Genomic DNA, 23858 nt, shown 5'->3' on the forward strand with positions numbered 1-23858 from the left:
GCGGCGTCCCGCACTCCGCCGGCGGCGTCCCGCACTCCGCCGGTGGCGTCCCGCACTCCGCCGGCGGCCGTGACGCCGAGCAGGCCGTGCGCGGTGCTCCTGTGCCCGGGATGGACCCGTAGTCGCGCGTGCGCGGCCTGGTCGGCTGGTCCGGGCCGGGGCGAGCACACGATCCCGGCTGGTTCTCAGGGTCGCTGTTCGTCCCTCATGGCGACGCTGAGAACCAGCCGGGGTGCCGCTGCTGTCAGGCGATGATCGTGTCGAGGCCGATCTTCACCATGTTGCTGAAGCCCTGCTCGCGCTGGCTGGACTCCATCGCCTCGCCACGCTTGATGTGATCACTCACGGTCAGGATCGTCAGCGCCTTGGCGCCGTAGCGGGACGCGATCGTGTAGATCGCGGCGGACTCCATCTCGACCGCCAGTACGCCGTAGAGCGCCAGCGTGTCGTAGAGGTCCGGCCGGTCGGTGTAGAACGCGTCCGCGGCCAGGATCGGGCCGACCCGCATCGGGACGCCCCGCGCCTCGGCCACGTCGACCGCGGTCCGCAGCAGACCGAAGTCGGCCACCGGGGCGTAGTCGATCAGACCGTCGAAGCGGGCGCGGTTCATGTTCGAGTCGGTGGCCGAGCCGATCGCGGCGACGACGTCACCCAGGTTCAGGTCCATCGCCAGGGCACCGCAGGAGCCGATCCGGATGACGGACTTCACCCCGTACTCGTTGATCAGCTCGTGGGTGTAGATGGACGCGGACGGCATGCCCATGCCCGAGCCCTGCACCGAGACCCGTTCGCCCTGGTAGGTGCCGGTGAAGCCGAGCATCCCGCGGACCTGGGTGTAGCAGACCGCGTCCTCCAGGAACGTCTCTGCGATCCACTTGGCCCGCATCGGGTCACCCGGCAGCAGCACCCGCTCGGCGATCTCCCCGGGCTTGGCCCCGATGTGCACGCTCATGTGGTTTCTCCGTCTCGTTCGACAACTCTGCCGATCTTGCCAGGTCAGCACGGCCGCGGGCGGTTATGGGTGACCCGGCGACGAGCGCGCTCAGGCGTCCGGTAACGTACTTCCCGGTGGTGTGTCCGAGCGGCCTAAGGAGCACGCCTCGAAAGCGTGTGAGGGTTTACGCCCTCCAAGGGTTCAAATCCCTTCACCACCGCCATCAGAGAGCCCGATCCTCACGGATCGGGCTCTCTTGTTTTCTTCTGTCACATCCGTCACTCTGTGTGCCCTGATTCCGGATCGCCCGGGCGGGTGGCGCCGGCCTCGTCCGTTCGGTTGTTAGCCATGATCAGCGGCGGTTGTGTAACAACGAGATGTCGTCGCACGTCAACGCCTTGAATTACGGTGCGTAGTGAATCATGGACGGCCCAGCAACATAGGGTGTTGCGCAAGTCACGCAACCCAAATACACCGGATCAGACAATGCGGTTCCGACCGGGCGGTGAGAAACATTCACAGAAACGCCCCAAGGCAGGTTCGTCGATGCCTGTCGTAGATTTGACACGTGAGAGTTGAGCATCACTGGTGGAATGGCGACGTCCGGCTCCAGCGCCGCGATGTCTACGTCCGCACCGACGGCAGCACTTGGGAAGTCGAGGCCCAGCTGGGCGGACCCGAGGGCAAGTCCAAGGTGCAGCAGTGTCCCGGCAAGGCATCAGCAATGATCCTCGCCGACGCGTGGCGTGGTCCACGCTGGCGGTGGCGCGAACTGTAAATCGCGCCAGGAGCCCGGGCTGCGCCGTCGGTGCTTGACTGTCTCGGCCAGCCTTTGAGACGGGCCGGACCCACCAGGGGTCCGGCCCGTTCGTATTTTCGGGACCCGGTCACCCGATCGTCCAAGATTTTTCGCGTGTGCCGCTTCGGCCGAAGTGTCAAGCCGGTCCGTGACGCACGTTCAGTCCGATGTGCGCGAATCCTCGCAATCTACGCTGACATTCCGTCGAAACTGGGTAGAAAGCGAATGCCATGCGCGCCTCCGTCACCGAGCACCGGCCTGATGTGGCCGTGCTGCACCTCAAGGGCGAGCTCGACGCGGACACCGCCGAGGAGCTGCGCGTCGTCTTCACCGAACTGCTCGACCGGCCCGTCCCGCGGATCGTCGTCGACATGACCGAGCTGAAATTCTGCGACTCGATCGGGCTGAGCACCTTCATCATCAGCAAAGAGGTGATCGCGGCCCGGGGCGGATGGCTCAGCTTCGCCGCCGCGAACCCGTTCCTGACCAGGCTGCTCCAGACGGTCGGGCTGGCCCGGTACTTCGCGATCTTCCCGGAGGTGGACGACGCGATCGCGGCCGGGCAGCTCTGACGGTCGGCGGGGTGCCGGTCGGTTCCAATGTTCAGCGAGGTGCCGGTCGTTCCGGTGTCAGGCGGAGTGCCGGTCGTTCCGGTGTCAGGCGGGTGCCGGTCGTTCCGGCGTCAGGCGGTCGCAGCCGGCTCTGACCTCGAGCGGGCGGCGACGGTGCCGTGAACAGGTGCGGAAAACGACGAGAGCCGGCCCGATCGGGGCCGGCCCTCGTCTGCACTGTTTTCGTGCCGGAGCATATGAGACGCGCCGAGCGCCTCACGCAGCGGCACCCTCTAGTCACGGCGCGCGTGCTCACGGCGTACGCGCAAATGTCTTTGACCTTCCGGTCCTGCATCGACGATGGCCACGGACCACCGAAGCGGCTCCCGCGACGCCCCATTCCGCGATGGGGGTTGTCATAGTCGCGCTGCTCGCGCCGCACCTGATTACGGGCCTCGCCGGTCTCGTGCAGGCCGAGGACTTCTGCCGCCCGGCACACGCCGAGCTGTAGCGCGTGAGCCTCGACCTGCACGTCGCAGGACCTTCTCGCCGTGGGCCGGGCGCTGCTCGGCACCGCGCCGGAACCCGCGTGGCCGGACCCGATCTCCCTGACCGACCGCCGCTCGCTGCGCCCGTTCCCCGCCGCCTGCCTGCCCGGATGGCTCGCCGGGATGGTCAGCGCCGTCGCCGAGTTCACCCAGACCCCGATCGCCCTGGCGGGCTGCATCGCGCTCGCGGCGCTGACCACCGCGGCCGGCGGCCGTGCCGAGGTCCAGATCAGTTCTCCGGGGGAGTGCCGCTGTTGAGCGTGACCTTGTTGCAGACGCCGGCCAGAACCCATGACTGGTTCTGCAGGGTCTCGCTGTTGTCGTCCCAGTAGTGGGTGTGCCCGTGAGTGTCCGCCTTCCAGCGGCGCGCGGGGCAGTCGAGAGGGTCGTGGCGGACGGATCCGTCGGCAGCGTTGAACGGGCCGGATCGTCGCAGTGAGACGGAAGATGAGACGGAGATACACGAAAGGCCGGACCTCTAGGTCCGGCCTGCTCGCGTCTGCCCTGCTAGGGCTGGCGGAGGATACGAGATTCGAACTCGTGAGGGTGTGTACCCAACACGCTTTCCAAGTCTGCGCTGCAGCGTCCGTTGGCATGCGACACGGTCTGTGACCTTTTCTCGGCAAGCTCACTCCAGCGCTGAAAACTTCGCTGGGCCTGAGCGAGCGAGACGGAAACTGAGACGGCGACGGTTTCCTGGCTATCCATGACATCGCAGGTTGAGCAAAACGCCACTATTCGTTGTATTGGTGATGTTTCGAGCGCTGTGTAGTCCGCAAAGTGAGCAGGAATGCTGGTTTCGGGCGGGTGCGGGAGCCTGGAGGGGTCGAGAAGTGGGCTGACGCACTTGGGTCGAGGGATTCGCCGCGCCTCGGTAAAAGCCTAGACCGAGGCGAGCTATCGAGTCGCGTGTACGTGCACCGGCGCCGAACAGTCAGATTCTTTCGAGCACTCGTAGAGCCTTGTTAGCGTCCGCTAAGCCAAGTCTCAGATCGAGATAGAAAGACTTGAGCAGTTGAATCGGAAAGAGTGGATACGCATCCGAGTGAGCAGCAGCCGTGGTTAGTTGACAAGACCAGGAAAGCGTGCTTAGGAGGTTGCATGAAAACTTTTCAGCAGAAGTCGAAGGCGGATTCGTAGAACGACCGACAACGTGGGCCATCGTTTGATGCCATTGGAAGTCAATTTCCTCAGGTAGGCGAAGAGCCTGACTGAGTTTTCGGGCAAACGAAGGAACTCCTTCCGGATGCGTCTTCTGCATCTGGCGCCACAGTCTAGCGACCAAGGACCGTCCCTCACGCAAGCTCGGCCGGAATGAACTTGGGTCACGAACATCAGTACGACTTTGAGCAGCGATGGCGAGGAAGTCATCGTAACGTTCGCCGTGAGCGCCCAGAGCCGACCAAAGCGCTTGTCCCGAGGTCCTATCCGCCTCGAAAACCGCGACTAGCCTTTCGAGAAGTCCACCTTCTAGATCGAATATCGATTGGCGCAGTCGCGCCACGGCACCCTCATCCGCGGCTAGTCCAACCTCTGCTCGCCATGTCAGATCTTCGATACGCACCCTGATCTCGGTTCCCCCAATATGGGGGAACCAATCGGGCACTGTCGCCGGCGATGATAGCTGTGGCATCCGCATCTCAGCGCGGGCTAGTAGAACTACACTGAGTTTGCTGCCGCGTGGGGCGACAGAGAATTTATCCAAGCACTGCTCTTTGCACTTCTCCACAACCTCCATAAAGTCATTGAGAAGTGCATGTGGGTTATCGAATGAGGCACCACGAACTACAGCGATTACTGACAGTGAATCACGCAACTCGTCACGCAGTGAGTTCGCGTACTGTTCTCTATCGCCGAGGACCTGGTACCAATAACCAGTCAGATCCGCCTCAGCTATTTCAATACGGCCGCGAAGAGCCTCCGCGAGCTCCGGCGGTGTGACCTTCTCCAGCGCATCTGTCATGCGTACACCTTCCCTTCAGATATAGCCGCAATCCGACCGAGGAGGCGGACCTTCGGCCAAACCCAGTGGCTATCGTAAGCAATGAAGTTACTGGCCGCGGCGGTTGTTAACAGTTTTTGTGGATCTCGCGTCACAGATTGCGCTATGCCCTCGAAGTCGGAGACTGAACATCGGAATGTATCTGGCGAGGCCAGCACAATTTGTTTCATGCATGCATACACATCATGCAGCCACCGACTATGTGCCCTTCCGAAGTCCCCCAACGCCTCCTCGGCTGCGCTCCGGAAGAAATCATATTCCGAGCTGCGGCCAAGCGCGGACGGTGTTAGGGCGCGATGGTAGAAGTCCGCAGCATCGTCTCTATCGATGGTCAAATCTGACTGCGGACGCCCCTGGTCGATCAACGACTGCACGAACTCCCGCAGCAGATTAACCGTAAGATACGGATGTCCCGAAGTCTCTTCATATACTGCATCCACAAATGTAACGTTCGGCGAGATTGCATTGCCCAGGGCCTTGGCGACGAGTTCCGAAAACTCGCTACTCTCATCGCCAGGCGTATGCGGGAATAGGGGAAATGGATCCTGGCGTACCAGGGGACTTAATTGATTTTGATCCATCATAATAAAATGCGCGTTGGGCTGTTGCCCCAAAAATATGAGTAGATTCTCTCGCGAAAATCGGACCATTTGATTCATCAGTGGCTGTACCACCGTGAAGCGAATATCAGGATCTCGGCGTAGGAAGGATGCAAGCTGGCCGAAAAGTGTCTCATACTCATCCAAGACGAAGACGAAACGCCCGTGTTCGACGGTCTCACGATCCGAGCAGTGCCTAATAAGATCGGAGACGAAGTCTTGCGGGATTCGAACACCTTTGTCCAGCGCCTCGGAAACGGTGTCGTAAAAAACACTGTCATGGGGACGCTGACCAGTAGTATCGCAAGTTTGGCTGATAATTGTCGCTTGGCCGCTGGACGAGCCAAGATCAAATCCCGCCGTGGTCTTCCCACTCCGACGTACACTGCACCACAAACGGACGCCATTGCGGCCCTCGTATGTTCGCAACAAGTCCTGCACGCTGCGCCGTCTTACCCGGTAGAAACGAAGCTTTCCCGGCTCTGCAAGTGGAAAATCGAGCGCTGGGTTATACGACAATGGTAGATGCCTATCGGCCCTCGTCTCAGCTCGGTAAGCACGATTGACGAGCATAGCGAATATGGCTTCGCGGGCATCATCGGCCTCACTCGCTTGGTCACCGCGAGACGCGACGACCATGCGACTCAGGCGACTATCACGCGCAATCTCGGAGCGGAGATCAGGCCTGAGCGGCGCAACCACCACGGCGACATCCCGCCGATATGCCTCAGTCAAATCAAGCAGATCGACACTGTCTTGGAAATAGCACTGGACTTCAATCATGCGAGAGTGCGGTGACAGATCGGAGGGGCGCAGCGAAATATCGAGACGGCTCTCGTTTACCCGAAACTGCGAGATGGCCGGTAATGGTACGTGAAGACGCCGTAGTCCGAGGTCGTCGATTGCGGCCGAAGTCGGTCGAACGATTTGCGTTATTCTTTCACTCAGTATGCTGCTACCCAGCGCATGCTGCACTCGATCTAGGTCCGATGCAGTGAGAAACGCAAGAGTATGAACCCATGATGGGTACTCCGCGATTAGAATCTGCCATCCTTTTAGCAGTCCAAAGTCCACTTCAGCAAAGCCGGCCAAGATGGCGCTTAGCATAGATGAAGTAAGTCGTCTTAAATTTTGTGCCTGCCGGGTTTGGTTTGCGCTTGCTAAGCGAGCCGAGTAAAAGTCGATGGGTAGATCAAGGAAGTGCTGCAAGCCGTTTACGTTCTTGGACTGAGCATATTCTTGACTCTCGCCCCGACCCTGTTGATGGTTGAATCCTTTTTGGAAAATCTCGGTAGAGTGGTTCCGCAGCGCGAGCTTAACCTGTTCGAGGAAATCTTCTGCAAATGTAGACCCGTCGACAGCTTGGAGGAACCTGTCGAAGTCGTCTGCTAGCCAATCGTGGTAGTACGTTGACCACTCGAATATGTGCCTGTCGCTGAGTTCACGTAGGCCTCCGTCAAATTGATCTAGGAGTTCCCACGCAGTAGCCGGCTCCTCATGCTCGGCCACTTGAGCCGTCGACTCTTCCTCTGTCGATGGCTCCGGCATGGGGAGACGATTCGTGAGTGCGCGAATAAGACGCGTCCGGCGTTTGGGTAAAAAACTTCCTTCGATCATATCCCGGAGTTTTTCCGAGTAATGATCGAGCTCGCTTTGCGTAATGATCTCGATGAGAGTCATCGCTGCTTCCTCAGCCTCACCCATTTTGCCGCGGTACGCCATCTCGCCGATCTCAGCGATTCGACTTTCAATGTCGTCCACCTGATCTCCTTCAATGCCAGAGAATCGCTGATAGATCGGCTCTTCGGTCAGTACCCGCAAGGCCTACGCACGTTGCTCAGTCTAGGTGACTGGTGCTAAACGAGGCAGAACCATAGAGCCCTTTTCATCGTGCGTAGCGGTTCGCTTCGACGTGGTGCAGGACGAGGATGGCTTGCACGATCGCAGTGGCCCGGCGTGGGCAGCAGCGCAGCTTGACGAGGATCTTCCAGGTCTTGAGTGTGGCGATCGCGCCTTTACCGCGGGCGCGGATCTTCGCGTGGGCGCGGTTGACCGCCTTCTGCCGGCGTGACAGCTTCGGCCGGAAGCGGCGCCGCTTGAACGGAGTACGCATGCTGCCGCGGGCACCTTGATATCCCTAATGGAGTCGGAGCGGGTCGGGTCCTATTGGTGACTCCTTTGGTATCCCCGGCGCTTGACGCCTCATGACAAGGCGGGAGCTGCGTCTGGACCCGATCCGCTCGGCTTGATCGGGTCCGCTTGGATCGGTTCGTGGTTCGAGCCCGCCAGCACGGAACATCCCTCGGTTCTCCCGGGGCCAGGAGCCCTCGACATAAGACGGGGAGCCGTGCCGGTCGCTGGGATCAACGACGGCTCATCGGATGTCAGGCCCTCGAGCCTTTCCATTAGGGCGCCGCATGATCCCGATCAGGGCACAGGACAGCCCAAACCCTGGCATGGAGGTGAAGATTGAAGGTCTTCTGCGGCATCGACTGGGCCGAGAAGCACCACGACATCGCGCTCGTCGACGACAACGGCACGCTGGCAGCGAAGGCCCGTATCACCGAGTCCGTCGAAGGATTCCAGACACTGTTAGCGATGCTGGCCGACGCCGGCGACAGCAGCGACGGCCCGATCCCGGTGGCGATCGAGACGCCGCGTGGCCTGCTGGTCGCGGCGCTGCGCGCCACCGGTCGCAAGATCTACCCGATCAACCCGATGGCCGTCGCCCGCTATCGGGAGCGTTACTCGGCGTCGGGCAAGAAGTCCGACCACGCCGACGCCGTCGTGCTGGCGAACATTCTGCGGACCGACCTGCACGTGCACCGCCCGCTGCCTGCCGACACCGAACTCGCCCGTTCGATCGCGGTCCTCGCCCGCGCCTGCCAGGACGCGACCTGGCGGCGCACTCGAGCCGGCAACGAGCTGCGGTCGCTGCTGCGCGAGTACTACCCGGCGATGCTGGAAGCCGCCGCCAATCGCAGCGGGAATCTGGCCACCTCGCTGACCCGCGCCTTGCTCGAACTCGCCCCGACACCCGCCGCCGCGCTCACGCTGTCCAAGGCCCGCATCGCCGCGGCACTGCGCCGGGCCGGCCGATCCCGCAACATCGACCAGGTCGCCGCCGAGCTGCACGCCATCCTGCGCCGGCCCCACCTGCGGCAGGACCCGCTCGTCGAGCAGGCGATGGGCATCCAGGCACTGCGACTGCTGGCCACGCTGACCACAGAGCGCGAAAGCATCGAAAACCTGTCGGCGGCCGTCGAGACCGCGTTTCAGCAGCACCCGGACTACGACATCATCACGAGCTTTCCCGGCATCGCCGCCCAGGCCGGGGCCCGGCTGCTCGGTGAGATCGGCGACGACCGTACCCGCTTCGCCGGCGCGCGATCGCTGAAGGCCTTCGCCGGTGCAGCACCGGTGACCCGTGCTTCCGGCCGCAGTCTCGTCGTCTCGCAACGCCGGATCAAGAACGACCGACTCGCTGCTGTCGGCTTCACCTGGGGACTATCGGCCCTCAACCAATCACCCGGCGCGCGAGCACACTACGACCGGCGCCGGGCCACCGGAGACGGCCACGCCGCGGCCTTCCGCCACCTGTTCAGCCGCTTCCTCGGCTGCCTACACCACTGCCTGCAAACACGACAGCCCTACCGAGAAACGACAGCCTTCCCGATTGCAGCCGCCATCACTGCTTGACAGTTACACCCATCGGATGTCTTGTCCGCGAAGGTCATGACGTCTGCACTGGTCAGCACGTCGATGATGCCGTGGGTGCGGGCGACGGTCAGGTCGTGGGTTGATCCGGACAGCGCCGGCGAGGCCCAGACGAGACGGCCGACCGCGTCGGCGATGACCTGCACGTTGACGCCGTGCCGTTGGTGGTTGCCGGAGTAGTACGGCTTCTGGTCGGCGACCCGGTCGATCGGGACAAGGGTGCCGTCCAGGATCGCGTACGCCAGTTGCCGGATGCGTCGCATTGCACTGGCGAGGTTATCGACTGCCGCCCTTAGCAGGGCGATCGCTTCTGGACTTCCGACCGGCGGCCCGGTGGGAGACCGGTGAACCGGCTGGTAAGGGCCCTCTGCTCAGGGGCGCTCGTAGCAGGGGGAGTAGACGAAGACAGCGAATCCGTCCGGGTTGGCTTTCTCGATGTCGAGTTTGTAGCCGTCTGGCGTCTTGGCGGCCACGACACCGTCGTCGGTGCCGACGGTGCGGTCGTCGGTGATCGTGTAGCCCTTGGACTTCCAGTCTTCGTGGACCTTGCGGATCACGGCCAGGTGCGTTTCGCCGGCGGGGGGCGCGAGGTTGTAGACCCCTTGGACGGAGTAGATGGTGTCGCTGTCTTCTCCGAGCTTGCCGGTGCACGGGCCGGCCTGCAGCTTGGGGTTCTCCAGCGGTTGCCCGGCGACCTTGGCGATCTGCTCCGCGTGCTGCTGCACCACGGCGTTCACGTCGGCCTCGGATTTGGTTTCCACGTCGTCTCCTGAGCAGGCGGACAGGGCCAGTGCCGCGGCGGCCATGCATGCCGCCACCGCGCGGATCTTCCTTCGAGCAGTCATCGCCAGTTCTCCGGGGGAGTGCCGTTGTTGAGCGTGACCTTGTTGTAGACGCCGGCCAGAACCCGTGACTGGTTCTGCAGGCTTTCGCTGTTGTCGTCCCAGTAGTGGGTGTGCCCGTGAGTGTCCGCCTTCCAACTGTTGGCGCCGAAGCTCGGGGTGTCGGGCGCCACGCCGTGCAGATCGTCGGCGGTGGTCTCGGCGAACTCCTTCAGCGGTGAGCTGTCCACCAGGTCAGAATTCGAATCCAGCCACGCACCGGAGTGGGCGACGGGGTCGCTGGCGGAGGCGCCGGCCCATACATGCTTCGGGTCGACCATCAGATCGCTCGCCGAGTCGACGTGCATGCCGGGGCTGCCGGCCACGACGATGTCGTCGACCGGTAGCTGGTGAGTCTTGGCAGCCTCGCCCACGACCGTCGAACCGTAGGAGTGGCCCATGGCCACCAGGTGTCCGCCGTCGGTCTCATGGGTGGCCCGCAGGCCCTGCATGAAGTCGAGATAAGGATCGCGGCCCGCCATCGACCGCTCGTTCTCGAAGACGGAGGCGTTGTCCAGATCTGGGGCGTCGTAGCCGAGCCAGTACACGGTGGAGACGTCACCCGAGGATTCACGGGTCAGCGCGTCAGCCGCGTTGTTCATTTTCATGATTCGTTCGATATTGCCGCTGGTGCTATCCAGGGTCGTGCTCAGACCGGGCACCCAGACGCCGGTGTGACGTGCGGTGTCCGGGTTGCCCAGAGCAACGACAAGCTTGCCGTCGCCGGAGTATGCCGAGGTGTCGAACCCGAGCAGAAGGCCACGTGGTCCTAGCTTCTGTAGACCCTTCTCAATCGTCTCCACTCGCCCCAGTTCGTGTAGAACTTCCTGCCGCTCGTACCACGAGTCCGCAGCCGCCAGCCGATCGTTCAGGCTTTGCTTCTCCAGATCCAGCCCGAAGCGATTGGCTTTGTCTCGGTCTACGGCAGGTACCCCATCGAGCCAGCCGATGTCCCGAGGGAAGTCATGAATCGCCTGGTCCTGCTGGTCGCGGGTCAAGCTGTTCCACCAGTCCCGTACCTGGGCCGGATTCTTGCCTGCAAGGGCAGCCAGATCTTCCTTGGCGATCTTCGGGCCGGTTTTTCCGGAGCCGGGCTTTGGCGGTGGCAACTGCCCCAGCGCCTCGGCCGTCTCCCGGTCCAAGTCTCTGGCCCGGGTCAGCAGCTCGTTCAGCTGCCCGTTGTAGCTCTGGACGAGTCCGGCGACCTGGGCTGCCTCCGTGGCATCCGTCAGGTGATTCTTCGACGAGACGGTTCCCGTAGCCAGGTCCACGGCGAGTCCGGCTGCTGCGCACTCGCTTTGGATGTCGGAGAGCATGCCTTGCAGGCTGAGCACCGTGTCGGCGTGCGTGCGCAGGGCGCTGCTGATCTTCCGGCACGGCTCGTAGGTGTTGCTCAACTCCGTCCGTAACGCTGCGAATCGCTCCTCTGCCGCGGTTCCGGTCGGCCAAACAGCCGGTAGGTACTGGCCGGCGGCGATGTACTTCTCCAAGCCGGCGTCGAGGTTTGAGGCGACCCGACTCCACGCGTCAGCGGCCGAGGAGAAACTGGCCGCATTTGTCTCGGCGACCTGCTGCAGGGTGATCTCACTCATTCGGCGTACCCCTGATGCGGCCCGTGATGTGCACGCGGAGTGGGGAAGGTGGCAGTGATGGAATCAGCAGACTCTTGATCTGTGGTCTGGTAGTCGATGGCAGCACCGACCATCCCGGCACCGTGCAGACGGATCCGCTCAGCCAGTTCTCGTAGGTACGCAGACCAACCGTCCGCTCGCTCCGCGATGGTTGTCACCGCGGCCCAGGGCGCGGCGGCGCTCGCGGCCGTCAACCAGCCGCTCTCCTTGGCGATGGCGTCACTGACCGCCGTAGACGAGTCTTGTACCTGGGTCCCCGTACGGACCAAGCCCTCGACATCGATCTCCAGGTGCGGATACATCCCCGTAACTCCCCGTACTAGGCACGTGTACAGAGATTACGTTTCATGCGCCATCTCGGTTCGGTCAGGCATCGAGGACGGCGCGCGGAGCAGTGGAGAGGGTCGTGGCGGACGGATCCGTCGGCAGCGTCGAACGGGCCGGATCGTCGCAGTGAGACGGAAGGTGAGACGGAAGCTGAGACGGAGATACACGAAAGGCCGGACCTCTAGGTCCGGCCTGCTCGCGTCTGCCCTGCTAGGGCTGGCGGAGGATACGAGATTCGAACTCGTGAGGGTGTGAACCCAACACGCTTTCCAAGCGTGCGCCCTAGGCCTCTAGGCGAATCCTCCGTGCGCCAGAGTAGCGGGTTTCGCCGACCCCGTTGCGCGGGGGGCGGGCGTTCCGGGTTTCGCCGGGCCGGGTAGTGTGATGGTCAGCCCCTCGTGCGGCGTCATCCTGTGAACCTCCCCAGGGCCGGAAGGCAGCAAGGATAAGCGGGCTCTGGCGGGTGCACGGGGGGTCCTTTCGTTTCTCCTGCTGGCATGCACGACCGGGGCATGTCGTTTGTTCTTGTCACACCCTCGACGGAGAATGGCGCGGTCGTTCAGGAGGTGGCAGGAGTGGCTCTCGCCCTCTACCGGAAGTACCGTCCTCGCACGTTCGCCGAGGTCATCGGTCAGGAGCACGTGACCGAGCCGCTGTCGCAGGCGTTGCGCAGCGGCCGGCTGAACCACGCTTATCTCTTCTCCGGGCCACGCGGCTGCGGCAAGACGTCCAGCGCGCGCATCCTGGCCCGCTCGCTCAACTGTGAGCAGGGTCCCACTCCGGAGCCGTGCGGCGTCTGTGCGTCCTGCAAGTCGCTGGCCAACGACGGTGCCGGCTCGATCGACGTGATCGAGATCGACGCGGCCAGCCACGGTGGTGTCGACGACGCCCGTGAGCTGCGGGAGAAGGCGTTCTTCGCCCCGGCCAACAGCCGCTACAAGATCTACGTGATCGACGAGGCGCACATGGTCTCGTCGGCGGGCTTCAACGCGCTGCTCAAGCTCGTCGAAGAGCCGCCGGAATACGTGAAGTTCATCTTCGCGACGACCGAGCCCGACAAGGTGCTCGGCACCATCCGCTCGCGAACCCATCATTACCCGTTCCGGCTGATCCCGCCCGCGACCCTGCGGCCCTACCTGCAGCAGCTCACCGAGGCCGAGGGCGTCACCGTCGACCCGGCGGTCTTCCCGCTGGTCGTCCGGGCCGGCGGCGGCAGCGCGCGGGACACGCTGTCGGTCCTCGACCAGCTGATCGCCGGCGCCGGGCCCGACGGGGTGAGTTACGCACGGGCCGTCTCCCTGCTCGGCGTCACCGACGTGGCCCTGATCGACGAGATGTGCGACGCCCTGGCCGACGGGGACGGCGCCGCCGCCTACCAGACCATCGACCGGGTCGCCGAGGCCGGCCACGACCCCCGGCGCTACGCGTCCGACCTGCTCGAACGCCTTCGCGACCTGATCGTCCTGCAGCAGGTGCCGGATGCGGTGACCAAAGGCCTGATCGACGGCCCGGCCGACCAACTGGATGCGATGCGCGGGCAGGCCGGGCGGCTCGGCGCGGCGACCCTGTCCCGCTGCGCCGACATCGTGCACAACGGCCTGGTCGAGATGCGTGGCACGACCGCGCCCCGCCTGCTGCTGGAGCTGATCACCGCCCGGATGCTGCTGCCCGGCGCCGACGATTCGACCGGCGCGCTGCTGCAGCGGTTGGAGCGTCTGGAAAAACAAGGGCCGATTTCCGCCGTACGCGGGTTGGCTGACGCTCCGCCGCCCGTCGCCCCCGCCGCGTCGCCCGCTTCCCTGCAGGCGTTGTCGGAGCCGGCCCTGGAGGACGGGCCGGTTCCCGGTGGGCCGGGTGGTGGTGGGCTCGCCGCTGCTCGTGCCGCGGCCGCGGCGGCTGCCCGTGGGCGGTCCGGTCCGGCGCGACCGGTTTCGCCGGCGCCCGTGGCCGGCGCCCCGGCCGCTGCTGGGGTTGTCGCGCCGGTGTCCGCCCCTCCGGCTGCGCCGGCTTCCGACGCGGCGGCTTCTGCCGGGCTTGAACCGGTCTCGGCTCCTTCCGGCTCTTCTGAAGCTGTTTCTGCGCCGTCGGTCGCGGTGGAACCGGTCTCCGGGCCGCCGACCGCGTCCGAGCCCGTTTCTGCGGTCCCGGCCGTTTCCGAACCGGTTTCCGCCGTGTCGGCGCCGGTCTCCGCGCCACCGGTTGTGTCCGAGCCGGCTTCCGCAGATCCGGTCGCGGCTGAGCCGGTCGTCTCCGCCAATGCTCCGGCTGCCGAGGATGCTTCCGGGGCGGTTCCCGAGGTGGACTGGAATCGGGTCGCCGACGGTCCGGCGGGGGAGTACTACGACGACGAGCCGCCGTGGGACGACGAGCCCCCGGCCGATCCGGAGCTGACCGCGCCGACGCGCCCGCAGCCGGGGCTGCCCCGGGTCCGGACGGTGTGGCAGGCGTTCGGGGCCAAGGACAGCACGATCAAGGTGATGCAGAACAGTGGCATCGGCCTGCACGGCGTCGACGGCGACACGGTTCTCTTCCTGGCGCCGACCCCGAGGTATGCGGAGCGGTTCCTCACCTACACCGATCTGATCACCACCGAGTTCGCCAACGAGCTGGGCGGGCGCTGGCAGATCCGCTGCGAGGTCGGTGACGGGAGTGCGGAGGCGCCGTCCCGCAACGCCGCGCCGCGCAGCCGGCCGCCCGCCGCGGACCAGTCGGCGGCTCGGCGGATGCCGGCCGGTCGTCCCGCGGCGCCGGCTTCGGCCGCGCCCGAGCGGAACACCGGCCGCACGGAGTCCCGTCCGTCCCGGCCGCAGCGTCCGGCCGCCACTGACTCCGACGACGACTGGCCGGCCTCGGCCGCTCCGGTCACTTCCGCCACGGCGTCTTCGCCCACGCCGGACGCTCCGTCGCCCGGTGGGAACTTCACGGGGTCGCCGGCTGGGCGGGACAGCACTGCCGGGCGGCCGGTCAATCCCGGTCAGCCGGCGAGTGCCGGTGGCGACATCGAGTCTCGCTCGTCCGGGGCGAACGCGGGTCCGGGCGGTTCGAGTCAGCCGGTCACCGCCGCTGGGGACACGGATTGGCCGGAACCGGTTCGCCCGGGTTCGGTCGCGCCGCGTCCGGCGCCGGTCGTGGCGGACGACGGGTGGCCGGAGCCGGTGAAGCCGGGTTCCCTGGCCCGGCCCGTTCCGGGTAGTACCGAGAGTCAGCCCACCCAGGCGGCCGCCTATTGGGGCGCGGACACCACGGGGGCTGCTGCGCCGCCGGAGGCCGTTTCTGACGGCAGCGATGCCGTCGAGCCGTCGTTCGGCGGGCGGGCACTCTCGCCGGGCTCGGTCACCCCGGACAGGTCACCGGAGGCTGTTGTGCCCGCCGCGAACCTGCCGTCAGCGGACTTCCCGGCCGGGCCGGCCGGCTCAGGAGGGTCTGGCGAGTCGCCGATGGCGGCTGCTCCGATCGCACCCGTTGCGACCGCTGCGCCGATTGCTCCCGTCGCACCAGCGGCTCCTGCGGTGGCAGCTCCTGCGGCACCGGCTGCTGCGGCAGGAGCTCCGGCTCCTCCGGCGGCCCCTGCTGCTTCGGCCGCGCCTGCTGCTCCGGCTCGTTCGGCTGCGATGGAGGCGGCCCCTGCTGCTTCGGCCGCGCCTGCTGCTCCGGCGGTTCCGGCTCGTTCGGCTGCGATGGAGGCGGCTCGGGCTGCTGCGGCTCGTGGCGGGAACGCGAGCCCCAACAGTGGCCTGGCCGCCGCCCGGGCGGCGGCGGCCAACGCTGCCAAGGGGGCTGTCGGGCGCACCGCCGCGGCTCCGGCTCCGGGGGCTGCTGGTGGCGGTTCGGCCTGGTCGGATGGGACTCCGATCGGGGAGGCGCCGTATGACCCGGAGTACGACGGTCCGCCCAGCGCTGCGGGCTTCGAGGGCTTCGATCCGGGCGATGAGCCGCTCGACGAGGTGATCGACGAGAAGACGGCTCGTCAGAGCAGCGAGGAGCAGGCTTTCCAGCTGCTGCGGGACGCCTTCGGGGCCGAGAAGATCGGCGAGGTGTAGCGGAGCCGGTCGCATGGTGGATGCAGCCCCGGTTCGAGGGGCTGTCGTGCGGGGGCGGCGGCCGCGGGTGTGGGCGCCGAGGGGTTCGGAAGCGGCCGAGGGTGAGAGGCGGTCGCGGCGTCCCCGCGGGGCTCTGGCTCGGCGGGCGGGGCTGGGGGCGCGGCTTGCGCTTTTGCCGCCGGGGCTCTTCCGGTTGGGCGGGGGCGGCTCACGGCGTACAAGGAAAGCTAGAAGAGTGACCATGCCGCAGCCGGAGGCCGGCGGCGGACCGTGGCGTGAGCATGCGCTGACCGGGTTCTGAGGGCGCGGCGGCTACGCTGGCGGCGGTTGACCGGATGGCCGTGCGGGAATTGACGGCGGTCGTCCAGCAGGAGTGAGCGACTACTTGAGGAGCAATGCGATGCGCCCCGGTGCACAGCCGAACATGCAGCAGCTGATGAAGCAGGCGCAGAAGATGCAGCAGCAGGTCGCCCAGGCGCAGGCCGAGCTGGCCGAGGCCGAGCTGACCGGGACTGCCGGCGGGGGTCTGGTGACGGTCACGGTGACCGGGCTGGGCGAGTTCAAGGCCGTGAAGATCGACCCGAAGGCGGTCGACGCGGATGACGTCGAGACGCTGGAGGATCTGGTGCTCGCCGCGATCCACAACGCGGCTGAGGCGCAGCGTGAGCTGACCGAGCAGAAGATGGGTCCGGCGACCGGCGGCCTCTCCCTGCCGGGGTTCTGATCTCGTGTATGAGGGTGCCATTCAGGACCTGATCGATGAGCTGGGCCGGCTGCCGGGCGTCGGCCCGAAGTCGGCTCAGCGCATCGCGTTCCACGTCCTGTCGGCCGATCCGGCCGATGTGAATCGGCTGGCTTCGGCGCTGCGTAAGGTGAAGGAGCTGGTGCGGTTCTGCACCACCTGTTTCAACGTGGCCGAGTCGGAGCAGTGCCGGGTCTGCCGGGACACGCGCCGCACCAATGAGGTGTTGTGCGTGGTCGAGGAGCCGAAGGATGTCGTCGCGATCGAGCGGACCGGCGAGTTCCGCGGGAGGTATCACGTGCTCGGCGGGGCGATCAACCCGTTGGAGGGCGTCGGGCCGGACAACCTGAAGATCCGCGAGTTGCTGATCCGTCTGGGGACCGGGGAGGTCAAGGAGCTGATCCTGGCGACCGACCCGAACACGGAGGGTGAGGCGACGGCGACCTATTTGGCGCTGCTGGTGAAACCGATGGGGATCGCGGTGACCCGGCTGGCGAGTGGGCTGCCGGTCGGCGGTGATCTGGAATACGCGGACGAAATCACCCTCGGTCGGGCTTTCGAGGGCCGTAGGGCGATTTAAATATCCAAAATTTACATGTGGTAACGCCGACGTAACGCGATGCAAGCAGTTTGGCCCGGATTGGCTACTTGCGAGCCCCTTACGCGGTACCTTCCGTTTGTTCGGCGTCTAGGTCACGGTGACATCACGAGGGAGACACGGAAGCATCCGCGTGCGGTCGGTGAGCTTGACCCGAGCACCGCACTAGGTGAATGTTCCTCTCGATGGCGGCCACACCCGTCGTCAGGTGCCCTCGTGGCCCCGGCCCGATCTGGGCCGGACGCGACGAGGGCCGGCACTCGAGGCATGCGATAACCGATCGGTTTACCGCTCGCAGCGTGGGCCATCGTCTCCGGGCCGTGGGAGCTTCCGTGCCACGCGCCTGAAGGCCGTGGACTCTCTGCTGCTGCGTGGTGGCCGGGAGAGGACCGGCGAAACAGATGTCGCTTGGCCCAGAAGCGTCGGTCACCGACGAGCAGTCGGCACCGACGGCCGACGCGGCTGAAGTGCGGGGGCCCGCCGAAAAGGCAATTGCCGGCCGCTCGCTGAAGCAGATCGCTTGGCGCCGCCTGAAGAGGGACAAGGTGGCCCTCGGTGGCGCCTGCGTCGTCATCTTCCTGATTGTGGTTGCGATCCTTGCGCCGTTGCTCACCAAGTGGCTCGGTCATCCGATCGACGAGTACCACAACGACCAGATCGACGCGACTTTCGGAACTCCGGTCCGCGGCTGGGGTGGTATCAGCAAGGACTTCCTCTTCGGTGTCGAGCCGGAATCCGGCCGCGACGTCTTCAGCCGGATCCTCTACGGCGCGCAGACCTCGCTGACGGTCGCCTTCCTCTCCGCCTTCCTCTCCACCATCCTCGGCGTGATCTTCGGTCTCATGTCCGGCTTCCTCGGTGGCTGGGTCGACACGGTGATCAGCCGGGTCATGGACTTCCTGCTCGCCTTCCCGCAGCTGCTCTTCTCGATCGCGCTCGTCTCGGTCCTGCCGTACCAGTTCCTCGGCCTGAACCCACGATGGTCGCGGGTGGCCGTCCTGGTCTGTGTGATCGGCTTCTTCGGCTGGCCGTACATCGGCCGGATCGTGCGCGGGCAGACGCTGTCGCTGCGTGAGCGTGAGTTCGTCGAAGCGGCCCGGAGCATGGGTGCACGCTCGCCCCGGATCCTGACCCGGGAACTGTTGCCCAACCTGGCTGCGCCGATCCTGGTTTACACCACGTTGATCATCCCGACGAACATCCTGAACGAGGCGGCGTTGAGCTTCCTCGGCGTCGGTATCCCGCCACCCAACCCGTCGTGGGGCGGCATGCTCTCGGATGCCGTGCGGTTCTACCAGATCGATCCGATGTACATGATCGTTCCGGGCGTAATGATCTTCATTACCGTGCTGGCCTTCAACCTCTTCGGTGACGGCCTGCGTGACGCGCTTGACCCGAAGGCCCGCTGATCTTCAGCGGTGACTGGAACATCGCATGTTTCGCGGACCGGCTCGGTTCCGCTGTTCGAGGAGGTAGGAGTACAGGTGTCAAGGAAGACTAGGGCGATAGCGGCGGCCGGCGTCGCGCTCGCGCTCGGCCTCACGACCGCCGCTTGTGGCGGTTCCAAGGGCAACGACAACAAGACCAGTGGCTCGGGCAACGGCAAGTCCGCCTACAACGCCGCTATCACCAGCGTCGTCAACCCGTCGACGACCAAGGGCGGCACGCTGAACCTGATGTCCGCGCAGGATGCGGACTACTGGGACCCGGCGCGTGGCTACTACGCGTTCGTCTGGAACCTGAACCGGCTCTACACCCGCAAGCTCGTCGACTACGCGTCAGCGCCGGAGAAGCCGGGTCTGGAGCTCCAGCCCGACCTGGCCTCGGCCATGCCGGAGATCAGCGCGGACAAGCTGACCTACACCTTCAAGCTGAAGAGCGGCGTCAAGTTCGACGACGGCACGCCGATCACGTCGAAGGACATCAAGTACGGCATCGAGCGCATCTTCGCGCAGGACGTGCTCTCCGGCGGTCCGGTCTACCTGATCGACATTCTCGACCAGGGCCAGGGTTACAAGGGTCCGTACAAGGACACCGACCCGAACAAGCTGGGCTTGAAGTCGGTCGAGACGCCGGACGACTCGACGATCATCTTCAAGCTGAAGAAGGCGCAGTCGGACTTCATGTACCTGCTGGCGATGCCGGGCGCGGGCCCGGTGCCGCAGAAGCGGGACACCGGCGCGAAGTACAACGCGGCGCCGGCCTCCTCCGGCCCGTACATGTTCAAGGAAGGCAGCATCCAGCCCGGTAAGGGCGCAGCTTGGGTGCGCAACCCGAACTGGGACGCCTCCACGGACACCATCCGCAAGGCGCTGCCGGATCAGATCAAGCTGACCGTCACCACCAACGCCGAGGACATGGACTCGCAGCTCATCGCGGGCACCGCGGACCTCGACGTCGGCCAGACCGGTGTGCAGGCCGCCGCGCGGACCAAGATCCTCCAGGACCCGACCCTGAAGGCGAACGCGGACACCCCGACCACCGGCTTCATCCGGTACGCCGCGCTGAGCACCAACGTCGCGCCGTTCGACAACGTCGACTGCCGCAAGGCGGTCATCTACGCCTCCGACCCGACCTCGCTGCAGACCGCGCGTGGCGGCCCGATCGCCGGTGGCGACATCGGCACCAGCATGCTGCCGCCGAACATCGCGGGCTCGGACACCAAGTACGACCCGTTCAACCGGCTCCAGGGCAAGCCGCAGGTGGACAAGGCCAAGGAGGCCCTGACCGCGTGTGGCAAGCCGAACGGCTTCGACACCAAGATCGCCGTTCGTAACAACAAGCCGGCCGAGGTCAAGAGCGCCGAGGCGCTGCAGGCCGCTCTGAAGGCCGTCGGCATCAACGCCGCGATCGAGCAGTACGACGGTGGCAACATCGCATCCGTCATCGGTTCGCCGGACAACGTCAAGGCCAAGGGCTACGGCATCGAGATCGCCGGCTGGGGCGCCGACTACCCGACCGGTTCGGGTTACCTGCAGCCGCTGGTCGACAGCCGCTTCATCCTGAAGAACGGCAACTACAACCTGCCGCTGATCAAGGACCCGGCGATCGACGCCCTGTTCGACCAGGCCGCGGCCGAGACCGACGCCACCAAGGCGGCGGACCTCTACTCGCAGATCAACCACAAGACCATGGAGGGCGCGTACTACCTGCCGTTCGTGGTCGACAAGGCGCTCAACTACCGCAACCCGCGGCTGACGAACGTCTACATCCACGACGCTTTCGGCATGGTCGACTTCCAGGCCCTCGGCGTCAGCGACGGCAAGTAACCAGTCCTGATCGCATCGGGTAATTCGAAGGGTTGGTGAAGGCCGCCCGCGGCGGGCGGGCGCCGGTTGACTCCGGCGTCCGCCCGTCGTTCGGCCGAACGACGTGGTGGCTTATCTCATCCGGCGGCTGATCAACGCCGTCCTCACGCTGCTCGTGGTCACGCTCGTGACCTTCGGCATCTTCTTCATGGTTCCGAAGCTCACCGGCAGCGACCCGGCGTTGCTCTACATCGGCAAGCAGGCCGACTCCGTCGCGCTCGAGGGCATCCGCACGAAGATGGGCCTCAACGACCCGATCCTGGTGCAGTACGGCAAATTCCTGAAGGGCATCGTGGCCGGCCGCGACTACGCGAACGGCCCGGACGTCCAGCATTGCGACGCTCCCTGCCTCGGATACTCCTTCAAGACCGAGCAGGAAGTCACCCCGCTCCTGTTCGACTCGCTACCGGTGACGTTGAACCTGGCGATCGGCGCCGCCATTCTCTGGTTGCTCGGCGGCGTTCTCGCCGGTGTCATCTCGGCGCTGAGAAAGGGGACGTTATCCGATCGATTCGTGATGACGCTCGCCCTGCTGGGCGTCTCGCTGCCGATCTACTTCACCGGTCTGTTGTCCAAACAGATCTTCGTGTACTGGCTGGGCTGGATCCCTGAGGGTAGTTACGTGCCGTTCGTGGAAAACCCGGGCGAGTGGTTCATCCAGTTGCTGCTGCCCTGGATCACCCTGGCGTTCCTCTTCGCGGCCACCTATGCCCGGCTGACCCGGGCGAACATGCTGGAGACGCTGGGTGAGGACTACATCCGTACCGCCCGGGCCAAGGGCCTGCGGGAGCGGACGGTGATCGGCAAGCACGCGCTGCGCTCCGGCCTCACCCCGATCGTCACCGTCTTCGGTCTCGACCTGGGTGTGCTGCTCGGCGGTGCCCTGCTCACCGAGAACGTCTTCAACCTGCGCGGCCTCGGCTACCAGGCGTACGCCGCGATCAAGGGCAACGACCTGCCGGTGATCCTGGGCGTCACGCTGCTCGCCGCGTTCTTCATCGTCATCGCGAACCTGATCGTCGATCTGGTTTACAGCGCCATCGACCCGCGCGTGCGGCTGGGCTGAGGGGAGAGCGAATGTCACGCCCATTCCTCGAGGTCAAGGATCTCAACGTCCGGTTCGAGACCGACGACGGCATCGTGCAGGCGGTCACCGGCTCGACGTTCTCCCTGGAGGCCGGCAAGACGCTCGGCATCGTCGGCGAGTCCGGCTCGGGCAAGAGCGTCACCTCGCTGGCGTTGCTCGGCCTGCACCGGACCCGCAGCAACGCCAAGGTCACCGGCGAGATCTGGCTCGACGACCAGGAACTGGTCAGCGCGTCCGACGCCGACGTGCGCGGGCTGCGCGGCGGCAAGATGTCGATGATCTTCCAGGACCCGCTGAGCGCGATGCACCCGTACTTCACGGTCGGGTCGCAGATCGTCGAGGCGTACCGGGTGCACCACCCCGGGGTGAACAAGAAGGTGGCCCGTGAGCGGGCGATCGACATGCTCGCCCGGGTCGGCATCCCGCAGCCGGCGCGCCGCTTCAACGACTACGCCCACCAGTTCTCGGGCGGTATGCGCCAGCGCGCGATGATCGCGATGGCGCTGGTCAACGACCCGAAACTGCTGATCGCGGACGAGCCGACCACGGCTCTGGACGTGACCGTGCAGGCGCAGATCCTGGACCTGATCCGGGACCTGCAGGAGGAGTTCGGCTCCGCGGTCATCATGATCACCCACGACCTCGGCGTGGTGGCCGAGCTCGCCGACGACGTCCTGGTGATGTACGGCGGCAAGGTGATCGAGAAGGGCCCGACGATCGACCTGTTCCAGCGGCCGCAGCACCCGTACACCTGGGGTCTGCTCGGATCGATGCCACGCCTGGACCGGGAGGTGCGCGACCGGCTCATCCCGGTCAAGGGCTCGCCGCCCAGCCTGATCAACCTGCCCTCCGGCTGCGCCTTCCACCCGCGCTGCCCGTACGCGGGCCGCAACGGCAACCGGTCGTTCACCGAGACGCCGGTGCTGACCGGTGGTGTCCACTCGGTCGCCTGTCACCTGCCGGCCGAGGAGCGGGACAGGTTGTTCAAGGAAGAAGTAGCACCGAACCTCTGAGCGGGGAAGAGAGAGAACGATGAGCGAGAACCTGCTCGAGGTGACCGGGCTGCAGAAGCACTTCCCGATCACGAAGGGGCTGTTCAAGCGCCAGGTCGGCGCGGTCCGCGCGGTGGACGGCATCGACTTGACCGTGCAGGCCGGCGAGACGCTGGGCCTGGTCGGCGAGTCCGGCTGCGGCAAGTCGACGGCCGGGCGGCTCTTCACCCGGATCCTGGAGCCGACCGGCGGCAAGATCGTCTTCGAGGGTGAGGACATCAGCCACAAGACGGTCGCCCAGATGCGGCCGATGCGGCGCGACGTCCAGATGATCTTCCAGGACCCGTACTCGTCGCTGAACCCGCGGCACACCATCGGCACGATCATCTCCGCGCCGCTGCAGATCCAGGACATCCCCACCCCGCAAGGCCTGAAGAAGGCCGTGCAGGAGCTGCTGGAGCTGGTGGGCCTCAACCCGGAGCACTACAACCGGTACCCGCACGAGTTCTCCGGCGGCCAGCGGCAGCGCATCGGCATCGCCCGGGCGCTCGCCCTGCGGCCGAAACTGATCATCGCCGACGAGCCGGTCTCCGCGCTCGACGTGTCGATCCAGGCGCAGGTCGTCAACCTGCTGGAGGACCTGCAGAAGGAGTTCGACCTCACCTACGTCTTCATCGCGCACGACCTGTCGGTGGTCAGGCACATCTCCGACCGCGTCGCCGTGATGTACCTGGGCAAGGTCATGGAGATCGCCAACCGCGACGACCTCTACAAGAATCCGCGGCACCCGTACACGGTGGCGCTGATGTCGGCCGTCCCGGTGCCGGACCCGGTCCGTCGCGACCGTGCGCAGCGCAACCGCGTGCTGCTCACCGGCGACGTGCCGAGCCCGATCAACCCGCCGTCCGGCTGCCGCTTCCGCACCCGCTGCTGGAAGGCGCAGGACATCTGCGCGACCGAGGAGCCGCCGCTGGTCACGCGGCTCGACGACCCGGCGTCGCACCTGACCGCCTGCCACTTCCCGGTGGTCAACGACGAGGCCGTCGCGGGCCGCACCCCGGCCGCCACTCCGGCTTAAAGATCCAGAACCGATTATTCGGTA

The 23858-nt window shown here is 65.6% G+C and carries 18 protein-coding genes, 2 tRNA genes, 1 other RNA gene and 2 pseudogenes; 14 read left to right on the forward strand and 9 right to left on the reverse strand.

Going from position 1 to position 23858, the window contains the following annotated elements:
* Positions 1–244 precede the first annotated feature (244 nt).
* Positions 245–952, reverse strand: a complete 708-nt coding sequence (gene deoD, locus ACH442_RS37540; protein ID WP_396342863.1) for a purine-nucleoside phosphorylase — start codon at positions 950–952, stop codon at positions 245–247.
* Positions 953–1067: 115 nt separating this feature from the next.
* On the opposite strand from deoD, the gene ACH442_RS37545 reads away from it, so the two are divergent.
* From ACH442_RS37545 to ACH442_RS37560, 4 genes are all read left to right on the forward strand, one after another.
* A tRNA-Ser gene (locus tag ACH442_RS37545) sits at positions 1068–1157 on the forward strand.
* A 345-nt stretch (positions 1158–1502) separates the two neighbouring features.
* Positions 1503–1712, forward strand: coding sequence for a hypothetical protein (locus ACH442_RS37550; RefSeq protein WP_203753120.1), 210 nt, complete (start codon positions 1503–1505; stop codon positions 1710–1712).
* 251 nt (positions 1713–1963) lie between these two features.
* Positions 1964–2305, forward strand: coding sequence for an STAS domain-containing protein (locus ACH442_RS37555; protein WP_396342864.1), 342 nt, complete (start codon positions 1964–1966; stop codon positions 2303–2305).
* A 530-nt stretch (positions 2306–2835) separates the two neighbouring features.
* Complete coding sequence (locus tag ACH442_RS37560) at positions 2836–3090, forward strand: hypothetical protein (protein WP_396342865.1); 255 nt, start codon at positions 2836–2838, stop codon at positions 3088–3090.
* A 676-nt stretch (positions 3091–3766) separates the two neighbouring features.
* Here ACH442_RS37560 and ACH442_RS37565 read toward each other — a convergent pair.
* From ACH442_RS37565 to ACH442_RS37575, 3 genes and pseudogenes are all read right to left on the reverse strand, one after another.
* A complete protein-coding gene (locus ACH442_RS37565) occupies positions 3767–4795 on the reverse strand; it encodes a hypothetical protein (protein WP_396342866.1) in 1029 nt (342 codons plus the stop codon).
* The gene (locus tag ACH442_RS37570) at positions 4792–7194 is read right to left on the reverse strand and encodes a hypothetical protein (protein ID WP_396342867.1); all 2403 of its coding nucleotides are present in this window, start codon (positions 7192–7194) and stop codon (positions 4792–4794) included. Before ACH442_RS37570 ends, ACH442_RS37565 begins: the two co-directional genes overlap by 4 nt.
* Positions 7195–7318: 124 nt before the next feature.
* Positions 7319–7570: pseudogene (locus tag ACH442_RS37575) on the reverse strand (transposase family protein); the annotation flags it as partial.
* A gap of 332 nt (positions 7571–7902) precedes the next feature.
* Between ACH442_RS37575 and ACH442_RS37580 the strand changes: the two are divergent.
* Positions 7903–9132, forward strand: a complete 1230-nt coding sequence (locus ACH442_RS37580; protein ID WP_396342868.1) for an IS110 family transposase — start codon at positions 7903–7905, stop codon at positions 9130–9132.
* Between the two features lie 8 nt (positions 9133–9140).
* Here ACH442_RS37580 and ACH442_RS37585 read toward each other — a convergent pair.
* The 5 genes and pseudogenes from ACH442_RS37585 to ACH442_RS37605 form a co-directional block, all read right to left on the reverse strand.
* Positions 9141–9461, reverse strand: a pseudogene (locus ACH442_RS37585) (transposase family protein); the annotation flags it as partial.
* Between the two features lie 60 nt (positions 9462–9521).
* The gene (locus ACH442_RS37590) at positions 9522–9911 is read right to left on the reverse strand and encodes a hypothetical protein (protein ID WP_396342869.1); all 390 of its coding nucleotides are present in this window, start codon (positions 9909–9911) and stop codon (positions 9522–9524) included.
* Between the two features lie 80 nt (positions 9912–9991).
* Entirely contained in the window at positions 9992–11623 is a 1632-nt protein-coding gene (locus tag ACH442_RS37595; protein WP_396342870.1) for an alpha/beta hydrolase, read from the reverse strand.
* Positions 11620–11964 carry a hypothetical protein gene (locus tag ACH442_RS37600; RefSeq protein WP_396342871.1) on the reverse strand — a complete coding sequence of 115 codons (345 nt, stop codon included), beginning with the start codon at positions 11962–11964 and terminating at the stop codon, positions 11620–11622. Before ACH442_RS37600 ends, ACH442_RS37595 begins: the two co-directional genes overlap by 4 nt.
* 242 nt (positions 11965–12206) lie before the next feature.
* Positions 12207–12294: transfer RNA gene (locus ACH442_RS37605), tRNA-Ser, on the reverse strand.
* An 82-nt stretch (positions 12295–12376) separates the two neighbouring features.
* Between ACH442_RS37605 and ffs the strand changes: the two genes are divergently transcribed.
* The 9 genes from ffs to ACH442_RS37650 all read left to right on the forward strand — a co-directional run bounded on the left by ffs (position 12377) and on the right by ACH442_RS37650 (position 23834).
* Positions 12377–12472, forward strand: an RNA gene (gene ffs, locus ACH442_RS37610) — signal recognition particle sRNA small type.
* A 92-nt stretch (positions 12473–12564) separates the two neighbouring features.
* Positions 12565–16029, forward strand: a complete 3465-nt coding sequence (locus ACH442_RS37615; RefSeq protein ID WP_396342872.1) for a DNA polymerase III subunit gamma and tau — start codon at positions 12565–12567, stop codon at positions 16027–16029.
* A 424-nt stretch (positions 16030–16453) separates the two neighbouring features.
* On the forward strand, positions 16454–16753 hold the full coding sequence (locus ACH442_RS37620) for a YbaB/EbfC family nucleoid-associated protein (protein WP_396342950.1): 300 nt from the start codon (positions 16454–16456) through the stop codon (positions 16751–16753).
* Positions 16754–16757: 4 nt separating this feature from the next.
* On the forward strand, positions 16758–17351 hold the full coding sequence (gene recR / locus ACH442_RS37625; protein ID WP_396342873.1) for a recombination mediator RecR: 594 nt from the start codon (positions 16758–16760) through the stop codon (positions 17349–17351).
* Positions 17352–17770: 419 nt separating this feature from the next.
* The gene (locus ACH442_RS37630; protein ID WP_396342874.1) at positions 17771–18778 is read left to right on the forward strand and encodes an ABC transporter permease; all 1008 of its coding nucleotides are present in this window, start codon (positions 17771–17773) and stop codon (positions 18776–18778) included.
* A gap of 75 nt (positions 18779–18853) precedes the next feature.
* On the forward strand, positions 18854–20638 hold the full coding sequence (locus ACH442_RS37635; protein ID WP_396342875.1) for an ABC transporter substrate-binding protein: 1785 nt from the start codon (positions 18854–18856) through the stop codon (positions 20636–20638).
* 103 nt (positions 20639–20741) lie between these two features.
* Positions 20742–21743: an ABC transporter permease gene (locus ACH442_RS37640; protein ID WP_396342876.1), complete on the forward strand. Its 1002-nt coding sequence runs from the start codon at positions 20742–20744 to the stop codon at positions 21741–21743.
* An 11-nt stretch (positions 21744–21754) separates the two neighbouring features.
* On the forward strand, positions 21755–22777 hold the full coding sequence (locus ACH442_RS37645; RefSeq protein ID WP_396342877.1) for an ABC transporter ATP-binding protein: 1023 nt from the start codon (positions 21755–21757) through the stop codon (positions 22775–22777).
* 19 nt (positions 22778–22796) lie between these two features.
* A complete protein-coding gene (locus ACH442_RS37650; RefSeq protein WP_396342878.1) occupies positions 22797–23834 on the forward strand; it encodes an ABC transporter ATP-binding protein in 1038 nt (345 codons plus the stop codon).
* The last annotated feature ends 24 nt before the right edge of the window (positions 23835–23858 follow it).

This window comes from Actinoplanes sp. NPDC020271 (assembly GCF_044388125.1).
In the GTDB taxonomy this organism is placed as follows: domain Bacteria; phylum Actinomycetota; class Actinomycetes; order Mycobacteriales; family Micromonosporaceae; genus Actinoplanes.

What these genes read in the sequence shown, in the direction of transcription:
- ACH442_RS37645 (WP_396342877.1), top strand. Translation starts at nt 21,755, where the DNA reads ATGTCACGCCCATTCCTCGAGGTCAAGGATCTCAACGTCCGGTTCGAG.
- ACH442_RS37555 (WP_396342864.1), top strand. Translation starts at nt 1,964, where the DNA reads ATGCGCGCCTCCGTCACCGAGCACCGGCCTGATGTGGCCGTGCTGCAC.
- ACH442_RS37565 (WP_396342866.1), bottom strand. Translation starts at nt 4,795, where the DNA reads ATGACAGATGCGCTGGAGAAGGTCACACCGCCGGAGCTCGCGGAGGCT.
- ACH442_RS37650 (WP_396342878.1), top strand. Translation starts at nt 22,797, where the DNA reads ATGAGCGAGAACCTGCTCGAGGTGACCGGGCTGCAGAAGCACTTCCCG.
- ACH442_RS37620 (WP_396342950.1), top strand. Translation starts at nt 16,454, where the DNA reads ATGCAGCAGCTGATGAAGCAGGCGCAGAAGATGCAGCAGCAGGTCGCC.
- ACH442_RS37595 (WP_396342870.1), bottom strand. Translation starts at nt 11,623, where the DNA reads ATGAGTGAGATCACCCTGCAGCAGGTCGCCGAGACAAATGCGGCCAGT.
- deoD (WP_396342863.1), bottom strand. Translation starts at nt 952, where the DNA reads ATGAGCGTGCACATCGGGGCCAAGCCCGGGGAGATCGCCGAGCGGGTG.
- ACH442_RS37600 (WP_396342871.1), bottom strand. Translation starts at nt 11,964, where the DNA reads ATGTATCCGCACCTGGAGATCGATGTCGAGGGCTTGGTCCGTACGGGG.
- ACH442_RS37630 (WP_396342874.1), top strand. Translation starts at nt 17,771, where the DNA reads ATGTCGCTTGGCCCAGAAGCGTCGGTCACCGACGAGCAGTCGGCACCG.